This is a genomic window from Caloramator sp. CAR-1, assembly GCF_030546345.1.
Taxonomy (GTDB): domain Bacteria; phylum Bacillota; class Clostridia; order Clostridiales; family Caloramatoraceae; genus Caloramator; species Caloramator australicus.
The window spans coordinates 137,239-159,787 of the sequence record NZ_JAUONW010000016.1 but is presented as its reverse complement, the minus strand read 5'-3'; the positions used below and the strand labels follow the sequence as shown (position 1 = coordinate 159,787).

Annotated in this window: 24 protein-coding genes; all 24 read left to right on the top strand. The window is 32.8% G+C overall.

The window, feature by feature from the left end; translation table 11 throughout:
• Nucleotide 1: 1 nt before the first annotated feature.
• The 24 genes from nusB (at nt 2) to Q3V94_RS05350 (ending at nt 22,490) form a co-directional block, all read left to right on the top strand.
• Nucleotides 2-418 (top strand): transcription antitermination factor NusB, encoded by a 417-nt coding sequence (gene nusB / locus Q3V94_RS05465; RefSeq protein WP_008909833.1) that lies wholly within the window; start codon nt 2-4, stop codon nt 416-418.
• On the top strand, nt 411-1,334 hold the full coding sequence (locus Q3V94_RS05460; RefSeq protein WP_008909832.1) for a hypothetical protein: 924 nt from the start codon (nt 411-413) through the stop codon (nt 1,332-1,334). Before nusB ends, Q3V94_RS05460 begins: the two co-directional genes overlap by 8 nt.
• A complete protein-coding gene (locus tag Q3V94_RS05455) occupies nt 1,334-2,182 on the top strand; it encodes a bifunctional 5,10-methylenetetrahydrofolate dehydrogenase/5,10-methenyltetrahydrofolate cyclohydrolase (RefSeq protein ID WP_303525806.1) in 849 nt (282 codons plus the stop codon). Before Q3V94_RS05460 ends, Q3V94_RS05455 begins: the two co-directional genes overlap by 1 nt.
• Nucleotides 2,175-3,449 (top strand): exodeoxyribonuclease VII large subunit, encoded by a 1,275-nt coding sequence (gene xseA, locus Q3V94_RS05450; protein WP_303525805.1) that lies wholly within the window; start codon nt 2,175-2,177, stop codon nt 3,447-3,449. The genes Q3V94_RS05455 and xseA overlap by 8 nt, the downstream gene beginning before the upstream one ends.
• A complete protein-coding gene (xseB, locus tag Q3V94_RS05445; RefSeq protein ID WP_008909829.1) occupies nt 3,446-3,685 on the top strand; it encodes an exodeoxyribonuclease VII small subunit in 240 nt (79 codons plus the stop codon). The genes xseA and xseB overlap by 4 nt, the downstream gene beginning before the upstream one ends.
• 1 nt (nt 3,686) lies before the next feature.
• Nucleotides 3,687-4,562 carry a polyprenyl synthetase family protein gene (locus Q3V94_RS05440; protein ID WP_303525800.1) on the top strand — a complete coding sequence of 292 codons (876 nt, stop codon included), beginning with the start codon at nt 3,687-3,689 and terminating at the stop codon, nt 4,560-4,562.
• Between the two features lie 9 nt (nt 4,563-4,571).
• Nucleotides 4,572-5,009: a divergent PAP2 family protein gene (locus tag Q3V94_RS05435; protein ID WP_303525960.1), complete on the top strand. Its 438-nt coding sequence runs from the start codon at nt 4,572-4,574 to the stop codon at nt 5,007-5,009.
• Between the two features lie 587 nt (nt 5,010-5,596).
• A complete protein-coding gene (locus Q3V94_RS05430) occupies nt 5,597-6,226 on the top strand; it encodes a hypothetical protein (protein WP_303525799.1) in 630 nt (209 codons plus the stop codon).
• Complete coding sequence (gene dxs / locus Q3V94_RS05425; RefSeq protein ID WP_303525796.1) at nt 6,195-8,051, top strand: 1-deoxy-D-xylulose-5-phosphate synthase; 1,857 nt, start codon at nt 6,195-6,197, stop codon at nt 8,049-8,051. The genes Q3V94_RS05430 and dxs overlap by 32 nt, the downstream gene beginning before the upstream one ends.
• An 18-nt stretch (nt 8,052-8,069) precedes the next feature.
• A complete protein-coding gene (locus tag Q3V94_RS05420) occupies nt 8,070-8,876 on the top strand; it encodes a TlyA family RNA methyltransferase (RefSeq protein ID WP_303525795.1) in 807 nt (268 codons plus the stop codon).
• Nucleotides 8,877-8,898: 22 nt separating this feature from the next.
• Nucleotides 8,899-9,753 carry an NAD(+)/NADH kinase gene (locus Q3V94_RS05415; RefSeq protein ID WP_303525794.1) on the top strand — a complete coding sequence of 285 codons (855 nt, stop codon included), beginning with the start codon at nt 8,899-8,901 and terminating at the stop codon, nt 9,751-9,753.
• A 20-nt stretch (nt 9,754-9,773) separates the two neighbouring features.
• Nucleotides 9,774-10,235, top strand: a complete 462-nt coding sequence (locus Q3V94_RS05410; protein ID WP_008909823.1) for an arginine repressor — start codon at nt 9,774-9,776, stop codon at nt 10,233-10,235.
• Nucleotides 10,235-11,944 (top strand): DNA repair protein RecN, encoded by a 1,710-nt coding sequence (gene recN / locus Q3V94_RS05405; RefSeq protein WP_008909822.1) that lies wholly within the window; start codon nt 10,235-10,237, stop codon nt 11,942-11,944. Before Q3V94_RS05410 ends, recN begins: the two co-directional genes overlap by 1 nt.
• Nucleotides 11,945-12,105: 161 nt before the next feature.
• The gene (gene spoIVB, locus Q3V94_RS05400) at nt 12,106-13,320 is read left to right on the top strand and encodes a SpoIVB peptidase (RefSeq protein WP_008909821.1); all 1,215 of its coding nucleotides are present in this window, start codon (nt 12,106-12,108) and stop codon (nt 13,318-13,320) included.
• Between the two features lie 136 nt (nt 13,321-13,456).
• Nucleotides 13,457-14,260: a sporulation transcription factor Spo0A gene (gene spo0A / locus Q3V94_RS05395; protein ID WP_274767946.1), complete on the top strand. Its 804-nt coding sequence runs from the start codon at nt 13,457-13,459 to the stop codon at nt 14,258-14,260.
• A 59-nt stretch (nt 14,261-14,319) separates the two neighbouring features.
• Nucleotides 14,320-14,850, top strand: coding sequence for an NUDIX domain-containing protein (locus Q3V94_RS05390; protein WP_274767944.1), 531 nt, complete (start codon nt 14,320-14,322; stop codon nt 14,848-14,850).
• Between the two features lie 87 nt (nt 14,851-14,937).
• A complete protein-coding gene (gene spoIIM / locus Q3V94_RS05385; RefSeq protein ID WP_274768188.1) occupies nt 14,938-15,543 on the top strand; it encodes a stage II sporulation protein M in 606 nt (201 codons plus the stop codon).
• A 9-nt stretch (nt 15,544-15,552) separates the two neighbouring features.
• A complete protein-coding gene (locus Q3V94_RS05380; RefSeq protein ID WP_008909817.1) occupies nt 15,553-15,750 on the top strand; it encodes a hypothetical protein in 198 nt (65 codons plus the stop codon).
• A gap of 34 nt (nt 15,751-15,784) precedes the next feature.
• On the top strand, nt 15,785-16,657 hold the full coding sequence (gene xerD / locus Q3V94_RS05375; protein WP_303525791.1) for a site-specific tyrosine recombinase XerD: 873 nt from the start codon (nt 15,785-15,787) through the stop codon (nt 16,655-16,657).
• A gap of 78 nt (nt 16,658-16,735) precedes the next feature.
• Nucleotides 16,736-17,908, top strand: a complete 1,173-nt coding sequence (locus tag Q3V94_RS05370; RefSeq protein WP_303525789.1) for a phosphopentomutase — start codon at nt 16,736-16,738, stop codon at nt 17,906-17,908.
• A gap of 11 nt (nt 17,909-17,919) precedes the next feature.
• A complete protein-coding gene (locus tag Q3V94_RS05365) occupies nt 17,920-18,738 on the top strand; it encodes a purine-nucleoside phosphorylase (RefSeq protein WP_274767943.1) in 819 nt (272 codons plus the stop codon).
• A gap of 11 nt (nt 18,739-18,749) precedes the next feature.
• Nucleotides 18,750-19,568, top strand: coding sequence for a purine-nucleoside phosphorylase (locus Q3V94_RS05360; protein WP_274767942.1), 819 nt, complete (start codon nt 18,750-18,752; stop codon nt 19,566-19,568).
• Nucleotides 19,569-19,583: 15 nt separating this feature from the next.
• Nucleotides 19,584-20,909: a pyrimidine-nucleoside phosphorylase gene (locus tag Q3V94_RS05355; protein WP_303525781.1), complete on the top strand. Its 1,326-nt coding sequence runs from the start codon at nt 19,584-19,586 to the stop codon at nt 20,907-20,909.
• A 429-nt stretch (nt 20,910-21,338) separates the two neighbouring features.
• The gene (locus Q3V94_RS05350) at nt 21,339-22,490 is read left to right on the top strand and encodes a D-alanyl-D-alanine carboxypeptidase family protein (protein ID WP_303525779.1); all 1,152 of its coding nucleotides are present in this window, start codon (nt 21,339-21,341) and stop codon (nt 22,488-22,490) included.
• Nucleotides 22,491-22,549: the final 59 nt, after the last annotated feature.

Here is a 22,549-nt window from a genome sequence, read left to right as displayed (position 1 = left end):
CATGGGAAGAAAAAATGCAAGGGAAAAAGCTATGACGTTAATTTACCAGATGGAATTGACAAATTATCCAGCAGATGAGATAATTAGGGACTTTTTTGATAACAATGAATTAAAATTCTCTAATGAAGATATTGAATACATAAAGGATTGCGTTTATGGAGTAGAAAAAAATTTAGCTAAAATTGATGAATTGATTGACAAGCATGCGCATGGGTGGAAACTTAACAGATTAGCTAAGGTGGATCTATCGATAATGAGACTTGCTATATATGAAATAATGGAAAGAGAAGATGTGCCTACTCCGGTTGCAATAAATGAGGCTGTTGAACTTGCAAAGATATATGGAACTGACCAGTCACCGGCATTTATTAATGGGGTATTAGCTAAAGTTGTTGAGGAGATTGGCTTGTATGGTTAGAGTTTTAGGAATTGATACAAGCAATTATACAACTTCAATTGCAGTCGTTAGTGAAAATGGAATAGAATTAGATTCAAGAAAAATTTTAAATGTTAAGATGGGTGAAAGGGGCTTAAGGCAATCTGAAGCCCTTTTTCAACATGTAATGAATTTGCCTACGTTATTTGAAGATTTAAGTTGCAGCAATTTAGATGCTGTTTGTGTAAGCATAGCACCAAGACCTGTGGAGGGGTCATATATGCCCGTATTTAGGGCAGGAGAATCCTTTGGGAGGGTGATATCTGTTACTAATTCAATTCCATTATTTTTTACCACCCATCAAGAGGGACATATTGAAGCTGCAATAAGGACAGCTAATCTCAATTTAAAACGTTTTATAGCTTTACATATTTCAGGAGGAACTTCTGAAGTTTTGATGGTTGATAGATTTATAGATTATACAATAAAAAAGATTGGCGGAACAAGGGATATAAGTATAGGTCAATTTTTAGACAGGATAGGAGTGGCACTTGGATTTGATTTTCCAGCAGGAAAATATTTAGATCAATTAGCTATGGGTGTAAGAAATAGCCCTTTAAGAATACCATCCAAGGTAGATGGATTTGATTTTAATTTTTCGGGGCAAGAGACCTTAGCGTTAAAGTATATAGCTGAAGCTAAATCAAAAGAAGAAATAGCACATGCAGCTATGACTTGTGTAGCTAAAACTTTGGAAAAATTAATAAACAATTTGATAATTGAATATAAATTGCCTATACTTTTATTAGGAGGTGTTGCTTCAAGCGAATTTTTAAGAGGAAGGTTAGAAAAGATCTTTGGTAATAATATTTATTTTTCCAATAAAAGATTTGCTTCAGATAATGCAGTTGGGGTAGCATATATTGGATTAAATAAAATATTAAAGGGGGAAATATAATGGCAGCCTTAATAATAGATTGTAAATCAATAGCTAAAAACATAAGGGAAGAGTTAAAGGTTAAAATTAGAGAGTATGAGGATAAGAATGGACAAAAATTATGCTTAGCGACTATTATAGTCGGCGGAGATCCTGCATCTGTTTCTTATGTTAGAAATAAAGAAAAGGTTTGTATTGAGGCAGGACTAAAATCCATTACATATGAATTGCCTGAAAGTACCTCAGAAAAAGAACTACTCGATTTGATTAAAAAATTGAATGATGATGAAACTGTTCATGGGATTTTGGTCCAAGTTCCATTGCCAAAACATATTGATGAAGACAAAATAGCTAATGCAATAGCAGTAAATAAGGATGTTGATTGTTTTAACCCTATCAATGCAGGAAAACTTTATAGAGGGGAAAGATGTTTAATGCCCTGCACTCCTAAAGGCATACTAAGAATTTTAAAGGAAATGCAAATTGAAATAAAAGGTGCAAGGGCTGCAGTAGTTGGAAGAAGCAATATCGTTGGAAAGCCAGTTGCTGCTTTGATGCTCCACAATGATGCAACAGTAACTATTTGCCATTCTAAGACTAAAAATTTAAAGGATATTTTAATAGAATCAGATATTGTTATTAGTGCTGTTGGTAAACCTAAATTGATAACTGCAGATATGATTAAAGAAGGTGCTGTAGTCATTGATGCCGGAACAACTTTGGTAGAGGGAAAGCTTGTAGGAGATGTGGATTTTGAAAATGTAGCAAAAAAAGCTTCGATGATAACTCCTGTTCCAGGTGGCGTAGGTTCGATGACTACAACAATGCTGATAGAAAACGTTCTGGAGGCAGCGGGAATATATGGATAATTTGATTTTCAGTGTAAGTCAGTTAACAAGATATATAAAAGAAGTGTTTGATTTTGATGAAGTGCTAAGTGATGTAATAGTAAAGGGAGAAGTATCAAATTTTAAATTACATTCTTCAGGGCATATGTATTTTACTTTAAAAGATAATGAAGCAAAAATAAAATGCGTTATGTTTAAGGGATATGTTTCTAGACTAAAATTTATGCCAGAGGATGGGATGAACATAATTGCCTATGGCTCTGTGACTGTATATGAGAGGGATGGGCAGTACCAGCTTTATTGTAGCAAGCTGGAACCCGATGGGTATGGAAGCCTTTATTTTGCATTTGAACAATTGAAGGAAAAATTACTAAAGGAAGGACTTTTTGATGAAAAATACAAGAAGAAACTGCCAGTTTTCCCAAGAAAGATTGGAGTAGTAACATCTAGCACAGGTGCTGTCATTAGAGATATTATTAATGTATCCTCAAAACGCTTTTGTGGAATTAATATTCTTCTTTACCCTGCAAAGGTTCAAGGAGATGGAGCTGCTGAAAGCATAGTTGAAGGGATAAGATATTTTAATACGCGAGATGACATAGATGTTATAATAATAGGAAGAGGTGGAGGCTCAATAGAGGAGCTTTGGGCTTTTAATGAGGAAATTGTGGCAAGGGCAATATTTGAAAGTAGGATTCCTGTAATTTCAGCAGTGGGACATGAAACTGATTATACAATTGCAGATTTTGTTGCTGATGTAAGGGCATCAACTCCATCCCATGCTGCAGAAATGGCAGTTCCCAAATTTGATGAATTAAAATTTAAGATAGATAGTTATCAAGAAGCTTTATACAGGTCTTTGAAAAACAAGATTAAAGGATATCAAATGTTTATTGAAACTTTAAATCAAAAGCTTTTAAGCTATTCACCCAATAATTGGATTGTCCAAAATGTCCAGTATATTGATAATTTGCATAATAAAATTATTCATGTTATAACTAGAAAAATCGACGAACAAAAAAGAAAATTAGATTTGGAAAAGACCCAAATTAGTAATATAGGAAAAAATATTTTGTTTAAACGCAAAGGAGATTTTTCTGCTTTGGTTGGTAAGCTGGACGCTTTGAGCCCATTAAAAATATTAACTAGGGGTTATGCCTTTGTTCAAAAGGATGATAATATAGTTAAGAGTATTAATGAAGTAGAAATAGGAGATAAAATAGTTTTACATCTTAATGATGGAAAATTAAATTGCGATGTTCTAGAGAAGATGGAGGTAAATTTATGAAGGAACAGATTAATTTGAACTTTGAAGAGGCGATAAAAAGGCTGGAGGATATTGTAAAAAAATTAGAGAGCGATAGTTTATCTTTAGATGAGTCACTAAAATTGTTTAAAGAAGGAATTGAGCTTTCAGATTATTGCAATAAAAAACTTGATGAAGCTGAAAGACAGATCAATATTATATTGAAGGGTCAAAATGGTGAAGTAACAGAAGAGGAGTTTAAACTCGAGGAGGAATAAGATGGACTTTAAAAAAGCACTTAAAGATAAACAACAACTTATAAATAAAAGGCTTGAAGAACTTCTTTCATATGTTGATGCTCCTCAAATTATTATAGAGGCAATGAAATACAGTTTGTTTGCAGGAGGAAAAAGAATAAGGCCTATTTTATGCATTGCAGTATGTGAGGCTTTAGAGGGGAATTTGGAGGATGTATTGGATGTTGCTTGTAGCATTGAGATGATTCATACATACTCGTTAATTCATGATGATTTACCGGCAATGGATAATGATGACTATAGAAGGGGTAAATTGACGAATCATAAAGTTTATGGAGATGCTATTGCGATTTTAGCTGGTGATGGTCTTTTAAATTATGCATTTGAGACATTGCTAAAAGTTCTTAAAAGAAAAAATGACAAAAGATTTGTAGATGCGGCCTTCGAGATAGCAAAAGCCAGTGGCATTACGGGAATGATTGGAGGTCAAGTTATAGATATTACTAACGTTGGCAATATTATAGACGAGAATTTATTGGTTTCAATGCATGAAAGGAAAACTGGAAAGCTTATAGAAGCCTCATGTAATGTAGGGGCAATAATAGCAAATAGATACGAATATTTAGAAATAACAAGGGAATATAGTAAAAACCTTGGTGTAGCCTTCCAAATAGTTGATGATATTCTTGATGTTATAGGAGATGAGAAGAAATTAGGTAAAAGTGTTGGAAAAGATGCGAAAAATAATAAACCTACCTATGTAACTTTATATGGATTGGAAAAATCGCGGGAATTAGCTAAGGAATTTAGTTTGAAAGCTGTAGAACTTGCTAATAAAATAGATAATACAGGATTTCTAAAAGACTTAACAAAATACCTTTTGAATCGTGAAAGTTAGGTGGAAAAAGTGGGTTTGCTTCAAATTCTAAGAAATGAAGTGCTGCTTACAGCTGTTTTAGGATGGTTTGTTGCTCAACTTTTAAAAGTAATCATTGCTTCTATAAAACATAGGAAAATTGATTTATCAAGAATGGTTGGATCAGGCGGAATGCCAAGTTCCCACTCTGCTTTTGTTGTTGCCTTAGCGACAAGAATAGGTTCTTTAAAAGGTTATGATAGCGTTGAGTTTGCTATTGCATTTTGTTTTGCACTTGTTGTAATGTATGATGCAGCAGGTGTTAGAAGGGCTGCAGGTAAGCAAGCAGAAATTCTCAATAGAATTATCGATGATCTAATGCATAATAAACTAAAACAAGAAAAATTAAAGGAGTTAATAGGACATACTCCGATTGAGGTTTTAGCTGGAGCAATATTGGGGCTAATGATTGGATTATACTATAAATAGGTGGCGCAGTATTCTAGTCGGCTAGTCTATTCTGAAGGCGGGGCTAAAAATCCGCTAAAGGGCACATCGATGAAGTTCCTTGTGCTGGCTCGCTACGCCCAGTGGTGGGTTGGTGCTGGGAGTAAGGGGGATGGGGCGACCGCAATGGCATGCGCAATCGACCCTACCCCCGCGGAGACCCTTGTGCGTGGGGAAACCTACGGCAAGGGATTAAACCTGCAAAGCGGTGTTAAGCTGCGTGCAGCGTAGCCTGCCTTGAGCAAGAATGGTGGAGGATAGATCAGATCCATATTCATAAGGGCCTAAGAATATGGATTATCGCTATAGGAAACCATTTTTGCAAAAGAGGCTAGGAATAGATAATGCCGTCGAGGAAAGCTCCTAGACTGTTCGTTTTGAGGCAGGATGGGGATTGCAGTGTGGACTAAGTGGTAATCTAGCCTCACATTCGGCAACGGTGTGAATTTTCAGTTAAAGGGAAACCGCCTAGGCGGCGACGCCTGGGTCTGAAAATGGGAAAGCCTGCTAGACCTAAGCCGCAAACTTAACTCATCCTGCTGCCACCTAAATTAAATAAAGGTGATGACATGGGGAAAAATAAAAAAATAAAGCTTTATAAGAAAAAAACTAATAATAAGAATAATATTAGATGGATTTTGGTTATTATTTTTTGGACTCTCATTATTGCTTTTGTTATAAATTCATTAACTGAATTTTTAGTTCCAAATGTAAGCATTTTGAGTGCGATTGTCCTATTACTTTTTATAATTTCAATTGGTGTTTTTTTTGATATCATAGGTGTTGCAGTTACTGCTGCTGATGAAGAACCATTTCATTCCTTAGCATCGAGGAAGGTTAAGGGGGCAAGTTGGGCAGTTTATCTTATTAGAAATGCAGATAGAGTTTCAAATTTTTGTAATGATGTTATTGGTGATATAGTAGGTATTATAAGTGGGGCAACTGGTGCTGTTATAGCAGCTAATTTATCAGTTTATGTTTTTTATATAAATAAGTCATTAATAGCATTAATAATAAGTTCAATTATTGCAGCACTGACAATTGGCGGAAAGGCTATAGGGAAAAATTTTGCTTTTACTCAAGCTAATAATATTGTTTTTTACTTTGGATATTTTTTAGAAGGAATACTAAAAAGAAAAAAAATCAAAAGAAAAAGAGGTAAGGATAATGGCGGTGCTAGAAAAGGTAAATTATCCTAAAGATTTAAAAAATTTATCTTTAAAGGAATTAAATATTCTATCTAATGAGATAAGAAAATTTTTAATAGATAAAGTTTCTAAAACAGGGGGACATTTAGCATCAAATTTAGGGGTTGTTGAGCTTACAATAGCTTTACATAGGATTTTTGATCTACCTAAGGATAAGATTGTTTGGGATGTTGGTCATCAGTGTTATGTCCATAAGATTTTAACAGGACGTAAGTATAGATTTGATACATTAAGAACGTATGGCGGTTTGAGTGGTTTTACTACTCGAAAAGAAAGTGAATATGATGTTTTTGGTGCTGGTCATAGCAGCACATCTATATCTGCTGCCCTTGGAATTGCCAAGGCGAGGGATTTAAAGGGAGAAAAATTTAATGTTATTGCAGTTATTGGAGATGGTGCTTTAACTGGAGGTATGGCCCTTGAGGCGTTAAATGATGCAGGGGCATCAAAAAACGACCTTATTGTGGTTTTAAATGACAATGAAATGTCTATTTCACAAAATGTTGGAAGTTTGGCTATGTATTTAAGTAAGATAAGAACAAGTCCAAAATATATAACAATAAGAAATGATATAGAGCTTTTAGTAAAAAAAATACCTGCTTTGGGTAATAACATATATAAGTCGATGGAAAAAATAAAAGAGGGAGTTAAACAACTTGTAATACCTGGGATGCTTTTTGAAGAATTAGGATTTACATATTTAGGACCAATAGATGGGCATAATATTGAAAATTTACTTGATGTTTTCCAAAGAGCAAAAAAATTAAAGGGGCCAATATTAATTCATGTTATTACTAAAAAAGGAAAAGGATATATTTATGCAGAGGATCAACCGGATGTTTATCATGGAGTAGGGCCCTTTGAGGTTGCAACTGGAAACAATTTTACTCAATCTAAAATTACATATTCTGAGGTTTTTGGAGAGGAGTTAATTAAACTTGCAAAGGAAGATCAAAGAATAGTCGCTATAACCGCAGCAATGCCTGATGGAACAGGGTTAAAACCCTTTTCAGAACATTTTAAGGACAGATTTTTTGATGTTGGAATAGCAGAACAGCATGCTGCTACCTTTGCTGCTGGTCTTGCAACGCAGGGCTTAAAACCTATCTTTGCTGTTTATTCAACCTTTCTTCAAAGAGCATATGATCAAGTGGTTCACGACATATGTCTTCAAAATTTACCTGTGGTTTTAGCAATAGATAGGTCAGGAGTTGTTGGAGAGGATGGAGAAACTCATCAGGGAATTTTAGATATATCATTTTTAAGGGTAATTCCAAATTTAACCATAATATCTCCAAAGGATATAGAAGAGTTTAAAATGATGATTAAATGGGCTATAGATTTTAATAGACCAATTGCTATACGATATCCACGAGGTGGAGATTTAAATGTTCAATTTGAAAAGTATGATGAGATAAACTATGGAAGATGGGAAGAATTAACTATAGGCAAGGATGTATGTATAATATCAACAGGAAGATTAACACAAAACGCTAAATTGGTTATAGAAAAGCTAAATAAACATAATATTTTTCCAACTTTGATTAATGCAAGGTTTATAAAACCGTTAGACAATAGATTGTTGGATGAGATTTTTAAAGATTACAATATAATTTTTACAATTGAAGATCATTACTTAAGTGGAGGGTTTGGTTCTGCAGTTCTTGAATATGCAGCTAAGAAAAATTATAAAGGTAAAATCAGAAACATTGGTTATCCTGATGAGTTTGTAACACATGGGAATATAAGTTTACTTTACAAAAAGTATAATTTGGATGTTGAGGGCTTATACAACACTATTTTAAAAGAAATTTAGGAAAAGGGTAAGGTGATTATGAGCAAGGAAAGAATTGATGTATTATTAGTTCAGAAGGGGTTTTTCGATACAAGGGAAAAGGCAAGAAAAAATATAATGGCAGGATTGGTATTTGTTGATGGAGTTAGAGTTGATAAAGCGGGGGAAAAGGTGGATATTGATTCAGAAATTGAAATAAAAGGAAACGCAATACCTTATGTTAGTAGAGGTGGACTTAAATTAGAAAAGGCTTTATTAAGTTTCAACATTAACCTAAAAGATAAAGTTACAATTGATATTGGAGCTTCAACTGGTGGATTTACAGATTGTATGCTCAAAAAAGGTGCAAAAAAAGTTTTTGCTATAGATGTTGGGTATGGTCAATTGGCATGGGATTTAAGAAATGACCCAAGGGTTGTAGTTATGGAAAGAACAAATATAAGATTTGTAAAGCCTGAAGATTTAGGAGAATTTGCCGACTTTGCATCAATAGATGTATCCTTTATATCCCTCAAATTAGTGCTACCTGTGGTAAAAGGTTTATTAAAAGATGAAGGCGAAATAGTTGCATTGATAAAGCCTCAATTTGAAGCAGGAAGGGAAAAGGTTGGGAAAAAGGGAGTAGTAAGGGATCCTGATGTTCATAGGGAAGTGATAAAAGAAATAATCGATTTTGCAAAATCGATCGATTTAACGATAAAAGGATTGCAATTTTCACCAATTAAAGGTCCGGAGGGGAATATAGAATATCTTCTTTACCTTTCTAAAAATATCGATAACGGCATCGAAAACTTAGAATCATTAATAATAAATATAGTAAATGAAGCCCATAGTGAATTAAAATAGATGAAAAGATGGGATGAACATGATGAACATAGCAGTATTAGTAAATAGAACAAAGGATTTCAATTTAACAGTAACAAGAAAGCTTGTTAATTGGTTAATAGAAAGAAATTGTAATGTTATTTTAGAAAGGGATATAGCAGGCGAGCTTAACCTAGAAGGATTAGGATATAATGAAGAAGATATCTTTAAAAGTTCGGATTATTTAGTTGTTTTAGGCGGAGATGGAACCATATTAAATGTTACAAGAAGACAAATTCCTTTTATAAAGCCAATATTGGGCATTAACTTTGGACATTTAGGCTTTATTACGGAAGTGGAAAAAGAGTTTATGTTTGACGCTCTTTCAAAACTTCTAAATTATGATTTTAAAATTGAAAGAAGAATGATGTTAAAGGCACAAATTTACAGAGAAGAGCAACTAATAAAGGAGCTTTATAGTCTAAACGATATCTGTATTACTAAAGGAACATTATCAAGAATAATTGAACTTGACACATTTATAGATGATAAGGTAATGGAAACATATAGGGGAGATGGCCTTATCGTTTCTACTCCTACAGGTTCAACTGCCTATTCCCTTTCTGCAGGAGGACCAATCGTTTATCCTGAGCTTGATATTATTGTTGTTACCCCTATATGTCCACATAGCTTAAATTCAAGGTCAATAATAATAGGGAGCAATAAAACTTTAGAAATAAATATTGTAAGTGCAAATGAAGGTGTTTGCCTAACCGCCGATGGCCAATTAGGATTAGAACTTGAAAGAGGGGATAGGGTATTGATAACAAAGGCTCCTTATAACGCAGAGTTTATAAAACTTTACAATAGAAGTTTTTTTGAAGTTTTGCAAAAAAAATTAAAGGAATTTTCCAGCTGAGGGAAGAAAGGGGTTTTATTATGAAAATTACCAGACATTCAAAAATACTTGAAATAATAACCCAAAAAGATATTGAGACTCAAGAGGAACTTGTTGATGAATTAAAAAAAGAGGGATTCGATGTTACTCAAGCTACAGTTTCAAGGGACATTAAAGAACTCAAGCTTATAAAGGTGCAAACAAAGGATGGCAAATATAAATATGCTCCCTTTTCGTATCAAAACAATGCACTTTATGATAAACTTGTTAGTATCTTTTCACAAACTGTTTTAGATATAGACTGTGTTGGAAATATGATAGTGATTAAAACATTATCAGGTTCAGCTTCAGCCGCAGCAGAGTCTATTGATTCTTTGAAATTTGATGGAATAGTTGGGACAATAGCGGGGGACAATACAATATTTGCTCTTGCAAGAACTAACGAAAAGGCTCAGGAGATTGCTCTGAGGATGAAAAGGATTTTAAATAAGGAGGTAGATTAATGCTCCTTGAGTTATATATAAAAAACTTTGCCTTAATAGATGAGGTAAAATTAGAATTTTCCAACAATTTAAATATATTAACAGGAGAAACTGGTGCTGGAAAATCAATTATAATAGATAGTATTAATTTTCTTTTGGGAGAAAAACAAAATAAAGATATAATAAGAAGAGGCAAGGATTTTGCTTATGTAGAAGGCGTATTTTTATGTAATAATGAAAAACTTCAAGAAGAATTGAGGAATTTCGGAATTGATTTTGACGAACATGTAATAATTTCCAGGGAAATTAATATTAATGGAAAAAATATATCCAGGATAAATGGTAGGACGATAACTGTAAACTTTTTAAAGCAAATAGCTCAATATTTAATCGATGTCCATGGACAGCATGAACATCAGTCCCTTTTAAATGAAGAAAATTATATTTACATATTAGATTCTTTTTATTCTGGTGAGGAACTTAGTTCTATTAAAATAAAATATGTAGAACATTATGAAAAATTTAATAAAATAGACAAAAAAATAGAAGAGTTAAAAAGAGATGAACAATATAAGCTTCAAAAATTAGATATTTTGTCTTTTCAAATTGATGAAATAGAAAGAGCTAATTTAAAAATTGGAGAAGAGGAAGAACTTATTAAAAGAAGAAATTTACTTTCAAATGCTGAGAAAATTTATTCTTCATTAGCAAATGCTTATGAAAGTCTTTATCAAAAAAGTGAAGGCTATTCTGCATTTGATGAAATTTCCTTTAGCCTTTCCCAAATAGATAACATAAGTAAATTTGATGATTCCTACCAAAATTTAAAAAGGGATTTGGAGGATGTTTATTATAGGCTTGAAGATATAATAGATAGATTAAGGGACTTTAAAGAAAAAATCGAATTTAATCCAGATGAATTGAACTTAATTGAAGAAAGGCTGGACTTAATTAATAGGCTTAAAAGAAAATATGGAAAAAGTATTGAAGAGATAATGGAATATTATGAAAAAATAAAAGATGAATATGAAAATATAGAAAACAGTGAAAAAATAATAGACGAGCTATTGAAGGAACGTGAAGAATGCTTCAATAAGTTAACTCATTATGCTGATATGTTGACTAAATTAAGAAAAGAAGCAGCAGAAAATCTATCTAGAAGGATTGAAGAAGAATTAAGATATTTAGGTATGGAAAGAGCTAAATTTTTTGTTTGTGTTAATGAAATGGATAAATTTTCACAAAACGGTAAAGATGAAGTTCAGTTTCTTTTTAGCGCCAATCCAGGTGAATCTTTAAAAAAATTAAATAAAGTTGCATCAGGTGGAGAAATTTCAAGAATTATGCTAGCTATAAAAACAGTTATTGCAGATATAGATGAGATTCCAACTCTAATTTTTGACGAAATTGATACGGGAATAAGTGGAAGAACTGCCCAAGCAGTTGCTGAGAAAATGTGCCTTATTTCAAAAACTCATCAAATACTTTGTGTTACTCACTTACCTCAAATTGCTGCAATGGCAGACAAACATTTTGTAATTAATAAGGAGACAAGTGATGAGAAAACGACAACAACTGTTCATCACCTTAATGATAACGAAAAGGTTAATGAAATCGCGAGAATGGTCGGTGGGGCGATTGTAACAGAATTAACTATAAAACATGCTAAGGAAATGATTGAAATAGCGAATAGATTGAAACAAACAATAAAGGCTAGTGGAAGAATTTAATATCTTCTACTAGTCTTTTTTAATTTTATAGATAAAATAGACATTGTCCAAGAATGCCCAATATGACAGTATTATTCTAGTATATATGGACAATAAAAAGGTTAATTTAGATATAGAGAAAGGAAGGTGAGAGGAATAAAAAGGAATAAGGAGTGATAAATTTGAAATGTTTGAAAAGCTTAAAACAAAAGTTTATATATATAACTTTATTCCTATCCTTAATAATAGTAAGTGAAATTTTATATATGCCTTCTACTATAAATGCTACAGAAAACGAAATATCAAGTGAATTTCTTTATAAAAATGTTTTAAAGAATAAATATTTATTTAAAGTAGAGGGGAATATAAATAAAAATCAACCCAAAATTGATTTTAAGATAAAGTTGTTAGGGTTAATTCCAGTTAAAACAATGACGGTAAATGTTACTCCTGAAATTAGGCTATTTCCAGGTGGACAGCCGATCGGAGTTAAGATATATAGTTATGGCCTAATAGTAGTAGGCTTTTCGGATATAGAAACCAGTGAAGGATTTAAACAAAGTCCTGCTGCAATAGGTGGCGTTGAGATAGGAGATCTTATAATAGAAGCTGAAGGCAAGGAATTAGAAAACGTATATGACCTTCTAAGTATTGTTAAAAACTCAAAAGGAGAAGAAATAAAGCTAAGAATAAAAAGAAAAGGAGATATTAAAATCATAAAATTAAAGCCTATAAAGGCAAAAAACAATGATTATAAAATAGGATTGTGGGTTAGAGATTCAACTTCAGGCATAGGAACATTAACCTATTATGATCCTAAAAACAAAAATTTTGGAGCTTTAGGACACCCTATAAATGATGTTGATACAGGGATGCTATTTCCGTTAAAAAAGGGAAAGATATATGATGCCAATATAATAGCAATAGAACAAGGACTTAGAGGCAAACCAGGAGAATTAAAGGGGATATTCATGGATGATTCTTCATTAGGGGAAATTGAAAAAAATACTGTTTGTGGTATTTACGGAAGATTGTTAAAAGTTTATAATAATAATATATACGAAAATCCGATGCCAATAGCACATCAATATGAAGTTAAGGAAGGACCAGCTACAATTTTAACAACTTTAGACGGAAATACAGTTAAGGAGTATGATATTGTAATAGAAAAAATTATTCAACAAACAAAACCAAGTCCTAAAAGCATGATAATTAGAATAGTAGATCCTGAACTTTTAGCAAAAACTGGAGGAATTGTTCAAGGAATGAGTGGTAGCCCAATTTTACAAAATGGGAAAATAGTAGGGGCAATAACCCATGTTTTTATTAATAGACCTGATATGGGATATGGAATATATATAGAATGGATGCTTAAAGAACAAGGGTATGATTTATAGTCCCCTTAATTTTTTTAACAGTTTTTTTTCATTTTATTTCAATTTTTAAAAAATTTTTTAATTTGTTAGCAGGATTTTTATTTGATTTGTCGAATAGATATATTGTTAGATAATGGAAATGTGAGGGGGTTATTCGATGGAGGATAGAAAAATAAAAATTGTAATTGCAGACGATAACAAAGAATTTACAACAATTCTCAGTGAATACCTTAGGACTCAAGAGGATTTTGATGTGGTTGGTGTTGCAAAGGATGGAATTGAGGCAGTTAAGCTTGTAGCAGCTAATAAACCGGATGTTTTAGTTTTAGACATAATAATGCCTCATTTGGATGGATTGGGTGTTTTGGAAAAGTTAAATTCGATGGATGATATTCCAATGCCTAAGGTAATAATTTTATCTGCAGTTGGACAAGATAAGATTACTCAAAGGGCTATTAACTTGGGAGCAGAATATTACGTAGTTAAGCCCTTTGACATGGATATATTTAGCAAAAGAATCAGACAACTCTTTGCATCTTCAGGATCAGCACCAGAAGTAAGGAGAACTAATGTTAGTGTATCAGAAACCATACATATAAATAATTCAAATTCTTTAGAAGCAGAAATAACAAATATTATACATGAAATAGGGGTTCCAGCTCATATAAAGGGGTATTTATATTTGCGTGAGGCAATACAAATGGTTGTAAATGATATAGAGTTATTAAGTGCAGTAACAAAGGAATTATATCCGTCAATAGCTAAAAAATATAATACAACAGCAAGCAGAGTTGAAAGAGCTATAAGACATGCAATTGAAGTTGCTTGGTCAAGAGGAAAAGTGGAAACGATTAATAGAATTTTTGGATATACAGTTCATAATGACAAGGGAAAACCGACAAATTCTGAATTTATAGCCATGATTGCTGACAAATTAAGATTAAAACAGAAACTTGGATAAAAAATAGGCTATTCCGAAAGGAATGGCCTTATTAATGTAGTTCTAAAGAGGTGTTATATATGAATTTTTATGAAAAAACAATAGAATCTGAGGTAAAGTATAAGGGAAGGATTTTGAGTGTAAGGAAAGATAAGGTATTATTGCCTGATGGAAAAGAGGCAACAAGGGAGATTATTCAACACAATGGAGGAGTAGGTGTTGTTGCTATAACAGATGAAGGGAAGATATTGCTTATAAAACAATTTAGAAAGCCTACAGAGGAAGTTTTGATAGAAATACCTGCAGGTAAGCTTGAACTTAATGAAGATCCTGAAGCATGTGCGATAAGGGAGCTTGAGGAAGAAACGGGAAAAATTCCAAAATCAATAAAATTATTGACTAAATTTTATCCTTCGCCAGGATATTCTTCTGAAATACTTTATATTTATTTTAGTGATAAATTAGAAAATGGAAAGGTTAACTTAGATGAAGGGGAACATGTTGAGACTTTTGAAGTGACATGGGAGGAAGCATTTAACATGATAAAAACAGGAGAAATCAAGGACGCAAAAACAATTATTGGTATATTACTAGCTAAAGATTATATTTAATCATTTTACCCCCCCCTTTCACATATATTATTGTAGGGAACATTTAATAAAGGGGGGGTTGTTACGAGAAAAGGAGTAAATTATAAAATATATACAAATATTAAGGACAACCTATGGATTTATTTTATAATAACCCTAATGTTTACCTTTGGTATCGCATTAGGAGCTTTAAGTGCAAAGGGAATTAATTACACAGAAAAACAGGAACTTGTAATGTATTTAAATAATTTTTTTCAGGTAATTAATAAAGAAAATACTAATAGTTTTATAATATTTTTGAAACTTTTAAAGAATAATTTTATAATAATTTTTATATTATGGATTTTAAGCTTGACATATTTAGGGTTAATTTTTTCAAATTTAGTATCCCTTTTTAAAGGATTTATCATTGGCTTTAATGTAGCCTTTATACTTCAAGCCTTTGGGATGAAGGGATTTTTATTTATACTATTATCATTTTTACCACAAAACTTATTTTATATCCCTGCCTATTTATTTATTTGCTCCTTTAGTTTTGCTTATAGCTTAAACTTAATTAAAAAACAAAGTAGTTTTAGAAATCAAAATGATGTTATAGGGTATTCTTTTAACATTTTAGCTTTGTTTTTCATTATATTTATTGGCAACATATTAGAATCCTTTGTGATAACAAAGATTATTAAAGCATTATCTACATATTTAGTAATTCAGTAAGGTGATGGAATGAAAAAAATAAAATTGTTTTTAAAGATACTAATTATTATATTGACAATTGGTGTTGTATTTCCTCTCCTTATAAATTCAATATTGGTAAAAAATCATAACATCAATAAAGATGATGCTATCTTTGTTGTAAACTATGGCTTGGATGATAAAGGGTTGTTAGATATAGTAAAAAAAATAATAAATATTCCTAGATAGATGTATTTAAATCTAAAATAAAGGGGATTTTACGATGGAAGAGTTGTTAAAGGAGTTTAATGTATTTTTAAAGAACAAAAGATTATCGGAAAATACATTGGAATCTTATGTTAGAGATATTAAAAATTTTTTGATGTATTTGGAAGAAAATAATTTAGATTATAAGAATATTAAAAAGTCGAATATTATAGCATATTTTTTAAATATGCAAAAAAGGGGCAGAGCAACTTCGTCTATATCAAGAAGCTTGGCAGCAATTAGATCCTTTTATAGGATGCTTTATAAAAAATCATTAATTCAATCGGATCCTACTTTAGAGATTGAAACCCCTAAAATAGAAAAAAAGCTTCCATCTATTTTATCCTTAGAAGAAATTGAAATGTTACTTGCAATGCCTAAAGGAGAAGATTTTAAAGCAATAAGGGATAAAGCAATGCTTGAAGTTTTATATGCTTCGGGTATTAGGGTCTCAGAAATAATAAATCTTAATGTAGATGATGTAAATTTAAAATTGGGATATTTAAGATGTAATGGCAGTAAAGAAAGGATTATACCTTTGGGGAAAATAGCATTACAATCCCTAGAAAAATATATGACATTGAGGGATAAATTATTGGCAGGAAAGGAAGAAAAAGCACTCTTTGTCAACAATAAAGGAGAAAGGATGACAAGACAAGGTTTTTGGAAAATATTAAAGTATTATGCTAATTTGGCTAATATACAAAAAGAAATAACCCCAAATATAATAAGGCATTCCTTTGCAGCACATTTGATAGAAAATGGAGCGGATTTAAAATCTTTACAGGAATTATTAGGACATTCAGATATATCAACAACTCAAATTTATGCAGAACTTTATAAATATAAAATTGGTGAAGTTTATAAAAAATCGCATCCAAGGGCATAATGCCCTTTTTATTTTTTTAAAAATGTTGTATAATAAAATTCCAAAAATATTTACTGGCTGTGCGAAGGAGGATATTTTATGATTAACCGCGTTGTTTTGATAGTTATGGACAGCGTTGGAATAGGCGAATTACCAGATGCTCATACTTATAACGATCAAGGTAGTGACACTTTAGGTAATATTTCTAAGGCAATTGGGGGATTAAAACTTCCAAATATGCAAAGATTAGGCCTTGGAAATATAGATGACATAAAGGGTATTGAGCCTGTTGATGCACCAGAAGGAAGCTATGGAAGATCAGGTGAAATGTCTAAAGGTAAAGATACTACTACAGGACATTGGGAAATTGCTGGGCTTATTCTTGAAAGACCTTTCCCTACATATCCAAATGGCTTTCCAAAAGAGTTAATAGAAGAATTTGAAAGAAGAATAGGAACGAAAACTCTAGGGAATAAACCGGCATCTGGAACAGCTATCATAGAGGAATTAGGAGATGAGCATGTTAAGACAGCCTATCCAATAGTTTATACATCTGCAGATAGCGTATTTCAAATTGCAGCCCACGAGGAGGTTATTCCTCTTGAAAGGCTTTATGAAATGTGCAGAATTGCAAGAGAAATGCTCGTTGGAGAACATGGCGTAGGAAGAGTAATTGCAAGACCTTTTATAGGAACATCAGGGAACTATAAAAGAACATCCAACAGAAGAGATTTTGCTTTGAAACCATTTAATAAAACATTGTTAAACTATATTCAAGAAAGTGGAATGGATGTATGTGCAGTTGGAAAAATAGAAGATATTTATGATGGATATGGAATAACAAAGGCAGTGCATACTAAAAATAATATGGATGGAGTAGATAAAACAATCGAATATATGAAGATGAATACAAAGGGATTAATTTTCACTAATTTAGTTGACTTCGATATGCTCTATGGGCACAGAAATGATGTCCAAGGATATGCTAAAGCCTTAATGGATTTTGATGCAAGGATTCCTGAAATAATTGATAATTTAAGGGATGATGATGTTCTTATAATAACAGCTGATCATGGTTGTGATCCGACCACAGAAAGCACAGACCATTCAAGAGAATATATTCCAATATTAATTTACGGTAAAAAAATTAAAAGTGGAGTGAATTTAGGGACAAGAAAAACTTTTGCTGATATCGGAAAAACAATAGCTGAACTTTTAAATGTAAATGCAAACATAAACGGTGAAAGTTTTGCAAAGGAAATATTGAAATAAGAGGTGATATCATGCAGGAATTAACTAAAATCAAGGAAGCAGCAGAATTTATAAAGAGCAAAATCCCACATGTTCCAGAAATTGCTATAATACTAGGCTCTGGATTAGGAATATTAGCAGATGAAGTTGAGGATAAAATTGAAATACCTTATAGCGATATTCCAAACTTTCCTGTCTCCACTGTTGCAGGCCATGCGGGTAAATTTATTTTTGGAAGATTAGAGGATAAAAATGTATTGCTCATGAATGGTAGATTCCATTTTTATGAAGGTTATTCTATGAAGGAAGTTACGCTTCCTATTAGAGTATTTAAAATGCTTGGAGTTAAAAAGCTAATTGTTACGAACGCGGCAGGTGGGGTAAATACAAACTTTAAGCCAGGGGATCTTATGATTATAAAGGACCATATTAATTTTTCAATGGCTAATCCATTAATAGGACGAAACATTGAAGAGCTTGGACCAAGATTTCCAGATATGTCTAATCCTTATGATAAGGAATTAATAGAAATAGCCAAAAATGTTTCCAAGGATATTGATGTTCCTGTTGTCGAAGGTGTATACTTTATGCTAACAGGACCTAACTATGAAACTCCAGCTGAAATACGAGCAATAAGAAAGCTTGGTGGAGATGCTGTTGGTATGTCAACAGTTCCTGAGGTTATTGTGGCAAATCATTCAGGAATAAAGGTATTAGGCATTTCCTGCATAACTAATATGGCAGCTGGAATATTAGATCAACCTCTTAATCATGAGGAAGTTATTGAAACTTCAATGAAGGTTAGAGAAAAGTTTATAAAGCTTGTTAGAGGAATTGTAAGTAAAATGTAGGAGGGATAAGAATGAATTATTTAGAAAAAATAATGGAGGCAAAGGAATACATAAAATCCAAGATTGAAAGGACACCTGATGTTGCTGTTATATTGGGATCAGGACTTGGAAAACTTGCTGACGAAATTGAAAACAAAATGGTTATTAAATACAGCGAAGTTCCGCATTTCCCAGAATCAACAGTAGTAGGGCATGCTGGTGAATTTATTTTTGGATACATTGGAGATAAATATGTTATGGCCATGAATGGAAGATTCCATTATTACGAAGGACACGATTTAAAGGACGTGACTTTGCCTATAAGAGTTATGAGGGCATTGGGCATTGAAAAGATAATCGTTACAAACGCAGCTGGTGGAATGAATCCAGAATTTGAAGCGGGTGACCTAATGATTATTACAGACCATATAAATATGATAGGAGCTAATCCACTTATAGGTAAAAACTATGAGGAGCTTGGGCCAAGGTTTCCTGATATGTCGGAGGCATATAATAGAGGACTTATTAGGCTTGCAGAAGAATGTGCCCAAAGGATAAATGTTAAAGTTCAAAAGGGTGTATATGTTGCTGTATCAGGACCCAATTATGAGACACCGGCAGAACTTAGAATGTTAAGATATATTGGGGCAGATGCAGTAGGAATGTCAACAGTTCCTGAGGTTATTGTTGCAAACCATGGTGGTATGAAGGTTCTTGGTATTTCTTGTATTACTGACATGGCTATTCCAGATAATTTAGAGCCCCTTGATCATGAAAGGGTTGTTGCTACAGCAGCAAAGGCAACAGAAAAATTTGTTAAATTAGTTAAGGAAATCATCAAATCCATGTAATAGGGGGATAATCCTATGAGAATGTATGATATTATTTTGAAGAAAAGAAATGGTGGAGAACTAACAAAAGAAGAAATTGAATTTGTAGTTAATGGGTATACTAAGGGAGAAATTCCAGACTATCAAGTTTCAGCCCTTCTTATGGCAATTTATTTTCAAAAGATGAATAAAAGGGAAACTGCAGACCTTACAATGGCTATGGTTAATTCAGGAGAAGTTGTTGATTTATCTGCAATTGAAGGAATCAAAGTTGACAAACATTCAACGGGGGGAGTTGGAGATACAACAACTTTAGTTCTTGGGCCTATGGTTGCAGCAGCAGGAGCACCTGTTGCAAAGATGTCAGGAAGAGGTCTTGGACATACTGGTGGAACTTTAGATAAACTTGAATCAATAAAAGGTCTTAGCATTGAAATGCCTAAGGAAAAATTTATTGAAAATGTAAATAAAGTAAAACTTGCAGTAGCAGGTCAAACTGCTAATTTAGCACCTGCAGATAAAAAACTTTATGCTTTGAGAGATGTTACTGCAACTGTTGATAATATATCTTTAATTGCTTCAAGTATTATGAGTAAAAAAATTGCAGCAGGTGCTGATGCCATTGTGTTAGATGTTAAAACTGGTGCAGGAGCATTTATGAAGACTTTAGATGATTCCTTTGCCCTTGCACAAGAGATGGTGGATATCGGAACTAATGTAGGAAGAAATACTATTGCCATAGTTTCAGATATGGATGAACCTCTTGGATTTGCTGTTGGTAATGCTTTAGAAGTAAAGGAAGCGATTGATACACTGAAGGGAAAAGGCCCCAAGGATTTATATGAGCTTTGCATGACCCTCGGTTCATATATGCTTATTTTAGCAAAGAAGGCCGATAATGTAGAAACAGCAAGAGAGATTTTAGAAGATACAATTAGAACTGGTGCAGCATTAAATAAATTCAAAGAATTTGTTGCAGCTCAAGGTGGAGATCCTGAAGTTATAGATAATCCAGAACTTTTACCAAAGGCAGAACACATTATAGAGTTTAAGGCAGAAGAAAGCGGCTATGTAAATAAAATAGTGGCAATTGAAGTTGGTTTAGCTGCCCTTGTTTTAGGAGCAGGTAGGGAAACAAAGGAAAGCCAAATAGACCTTGCAGTTGGAGTTGTTTTAAATAAGAAGGTTGGAGATTATGTGGAAAAGGGAGAACCGCTTGCTTATATTCATGTAAACGATATGAGCAAATTAAAGGATTGTGAAGAAAGATTAAAGAGGGCCTTCCAAATAACAAAGGAAAAACCAGAACACAGACCACTTATTTTTGGTGTTGTTACAAAAGAAGGAATACAAAGATACTAAGCACGATATAGTTTTATATCGTGCTTTCAGACTGTTGAAAAAGTTGTTTTTTGATAAGCCCCGTGAAGGATTTCCCTGGCATTCGCTCATTTCGTTAAGCAATTCTAAGCTTTTCTTTGTTTTCAAAAGTCCTACCCTCGTGAGCCGACATCCTTGTCGGCCACTCGGCTCTGCACTTCCGTGTGCAGAATTACGGACTTTTGAAAAGTCGAAAAGCAAGAATTGCTAAAACTCATGAGAGATGCCTTTTTGAAATCCATTCACGGGGCTCTTGTAAAGTCTAAACACCAATGAGAGTTTGTCTAGAATCTGTAAGCACGATATAGTTTTATATCGTGCTTTTTATATTGAGAATACCTCCTAAGTAAGATAATAAAAAGATTCAAGCAGGGAATAATAAAATTAGATAAAAAACAGGGAGGGAATTTAATGAGAAGATACATAGCTTTACTAATATCATTAATAATGCTATTAACTCCAACCCAAGTTTTTGCTAAAAATCCTGATGGATTAAAATTGGATTGCAGATCAGCTCTGCTTATGGAGAACTCATCAGGCAAAATTTTATATGAAATGAATGCAAATGAGAAGGTTTATCCAGCAAGCGTAACTAAAATAATGGTAATGCTACTAACTATGGAGGCCATAGACAGGGGAGATATTAAACTTACTGATAAGGTCGTCGTAAGTCCAAGAGCAAAATCCATGGGCGGAAGCACTATGTTTTTGGAGCAGGGTGAAATAAGAACTGTTGAGGAACTTTTAAAGGGTGTTGCAATAGAATCAGCAAATGATGCGTCGGTTGCCCTTGCAGAATTTTTGGCAGGAACAGAGGAAGCGTTTGTTGAGAAGATGAACAAAAGAGCAAAGGAACTTGGTATGAATAACACCCATTTTGTAAATTGCACAGGGTTCTTTGATCCAAATCATTATACCTCAGCTTTGGATGTAGCTATAATGTCCAGGGAACTTTTAAAATACCCCAAAATTTTAGATTATACCAAAATATGGATGGAAACTATTAGCGAAGGTCGAAAGGAACCATTTACTCTTGTTAATAGAAATAAAATGATAAAAAGCTATCATGGATGTGATGGATTAAAAACTGGGTATGTAAAGGAATCTATGTATTGTATATCAGCAACAGCTCAAAGAAATGGAATAAGGTTCATTGCAGTAATAATGGGTGCTCCATCAGCAAAGGAAAGAAATGAGATGGCAGCAAAGCTATTGGATACTGGATTTGCAAAGTATGAATCTATTACCGTTGTAAAAAAGGGTGATATTGTTGGGGAAATTAAATTGCCAATGGCAAAGCCTGAAAAAGTAAGATTAATAGCTAATGAAGATTTAAAAATTTTATTGGAAAAAGGAACGAAGATTAATTATGAAACAAAAATTGAACTTTTTAAAGATCTAAAGCTTCCGATTAAAAAGGGTGATGCTGTTGGGATTATAAAAGCAGTTGAAGGGGAAAAGGTTTATGCTCAAGCACAAGTTATTGTAGACCAAGATATTAATAAGGCAACTTATTTTGATTTGCTGGAGAAGATGTTTAAAATATATTTAAACTTAAGATAGTAAACGGGTAGGCAATTCTACCCGTTTAAATTATCTCTTGAATCTCTTAAATAAAAATT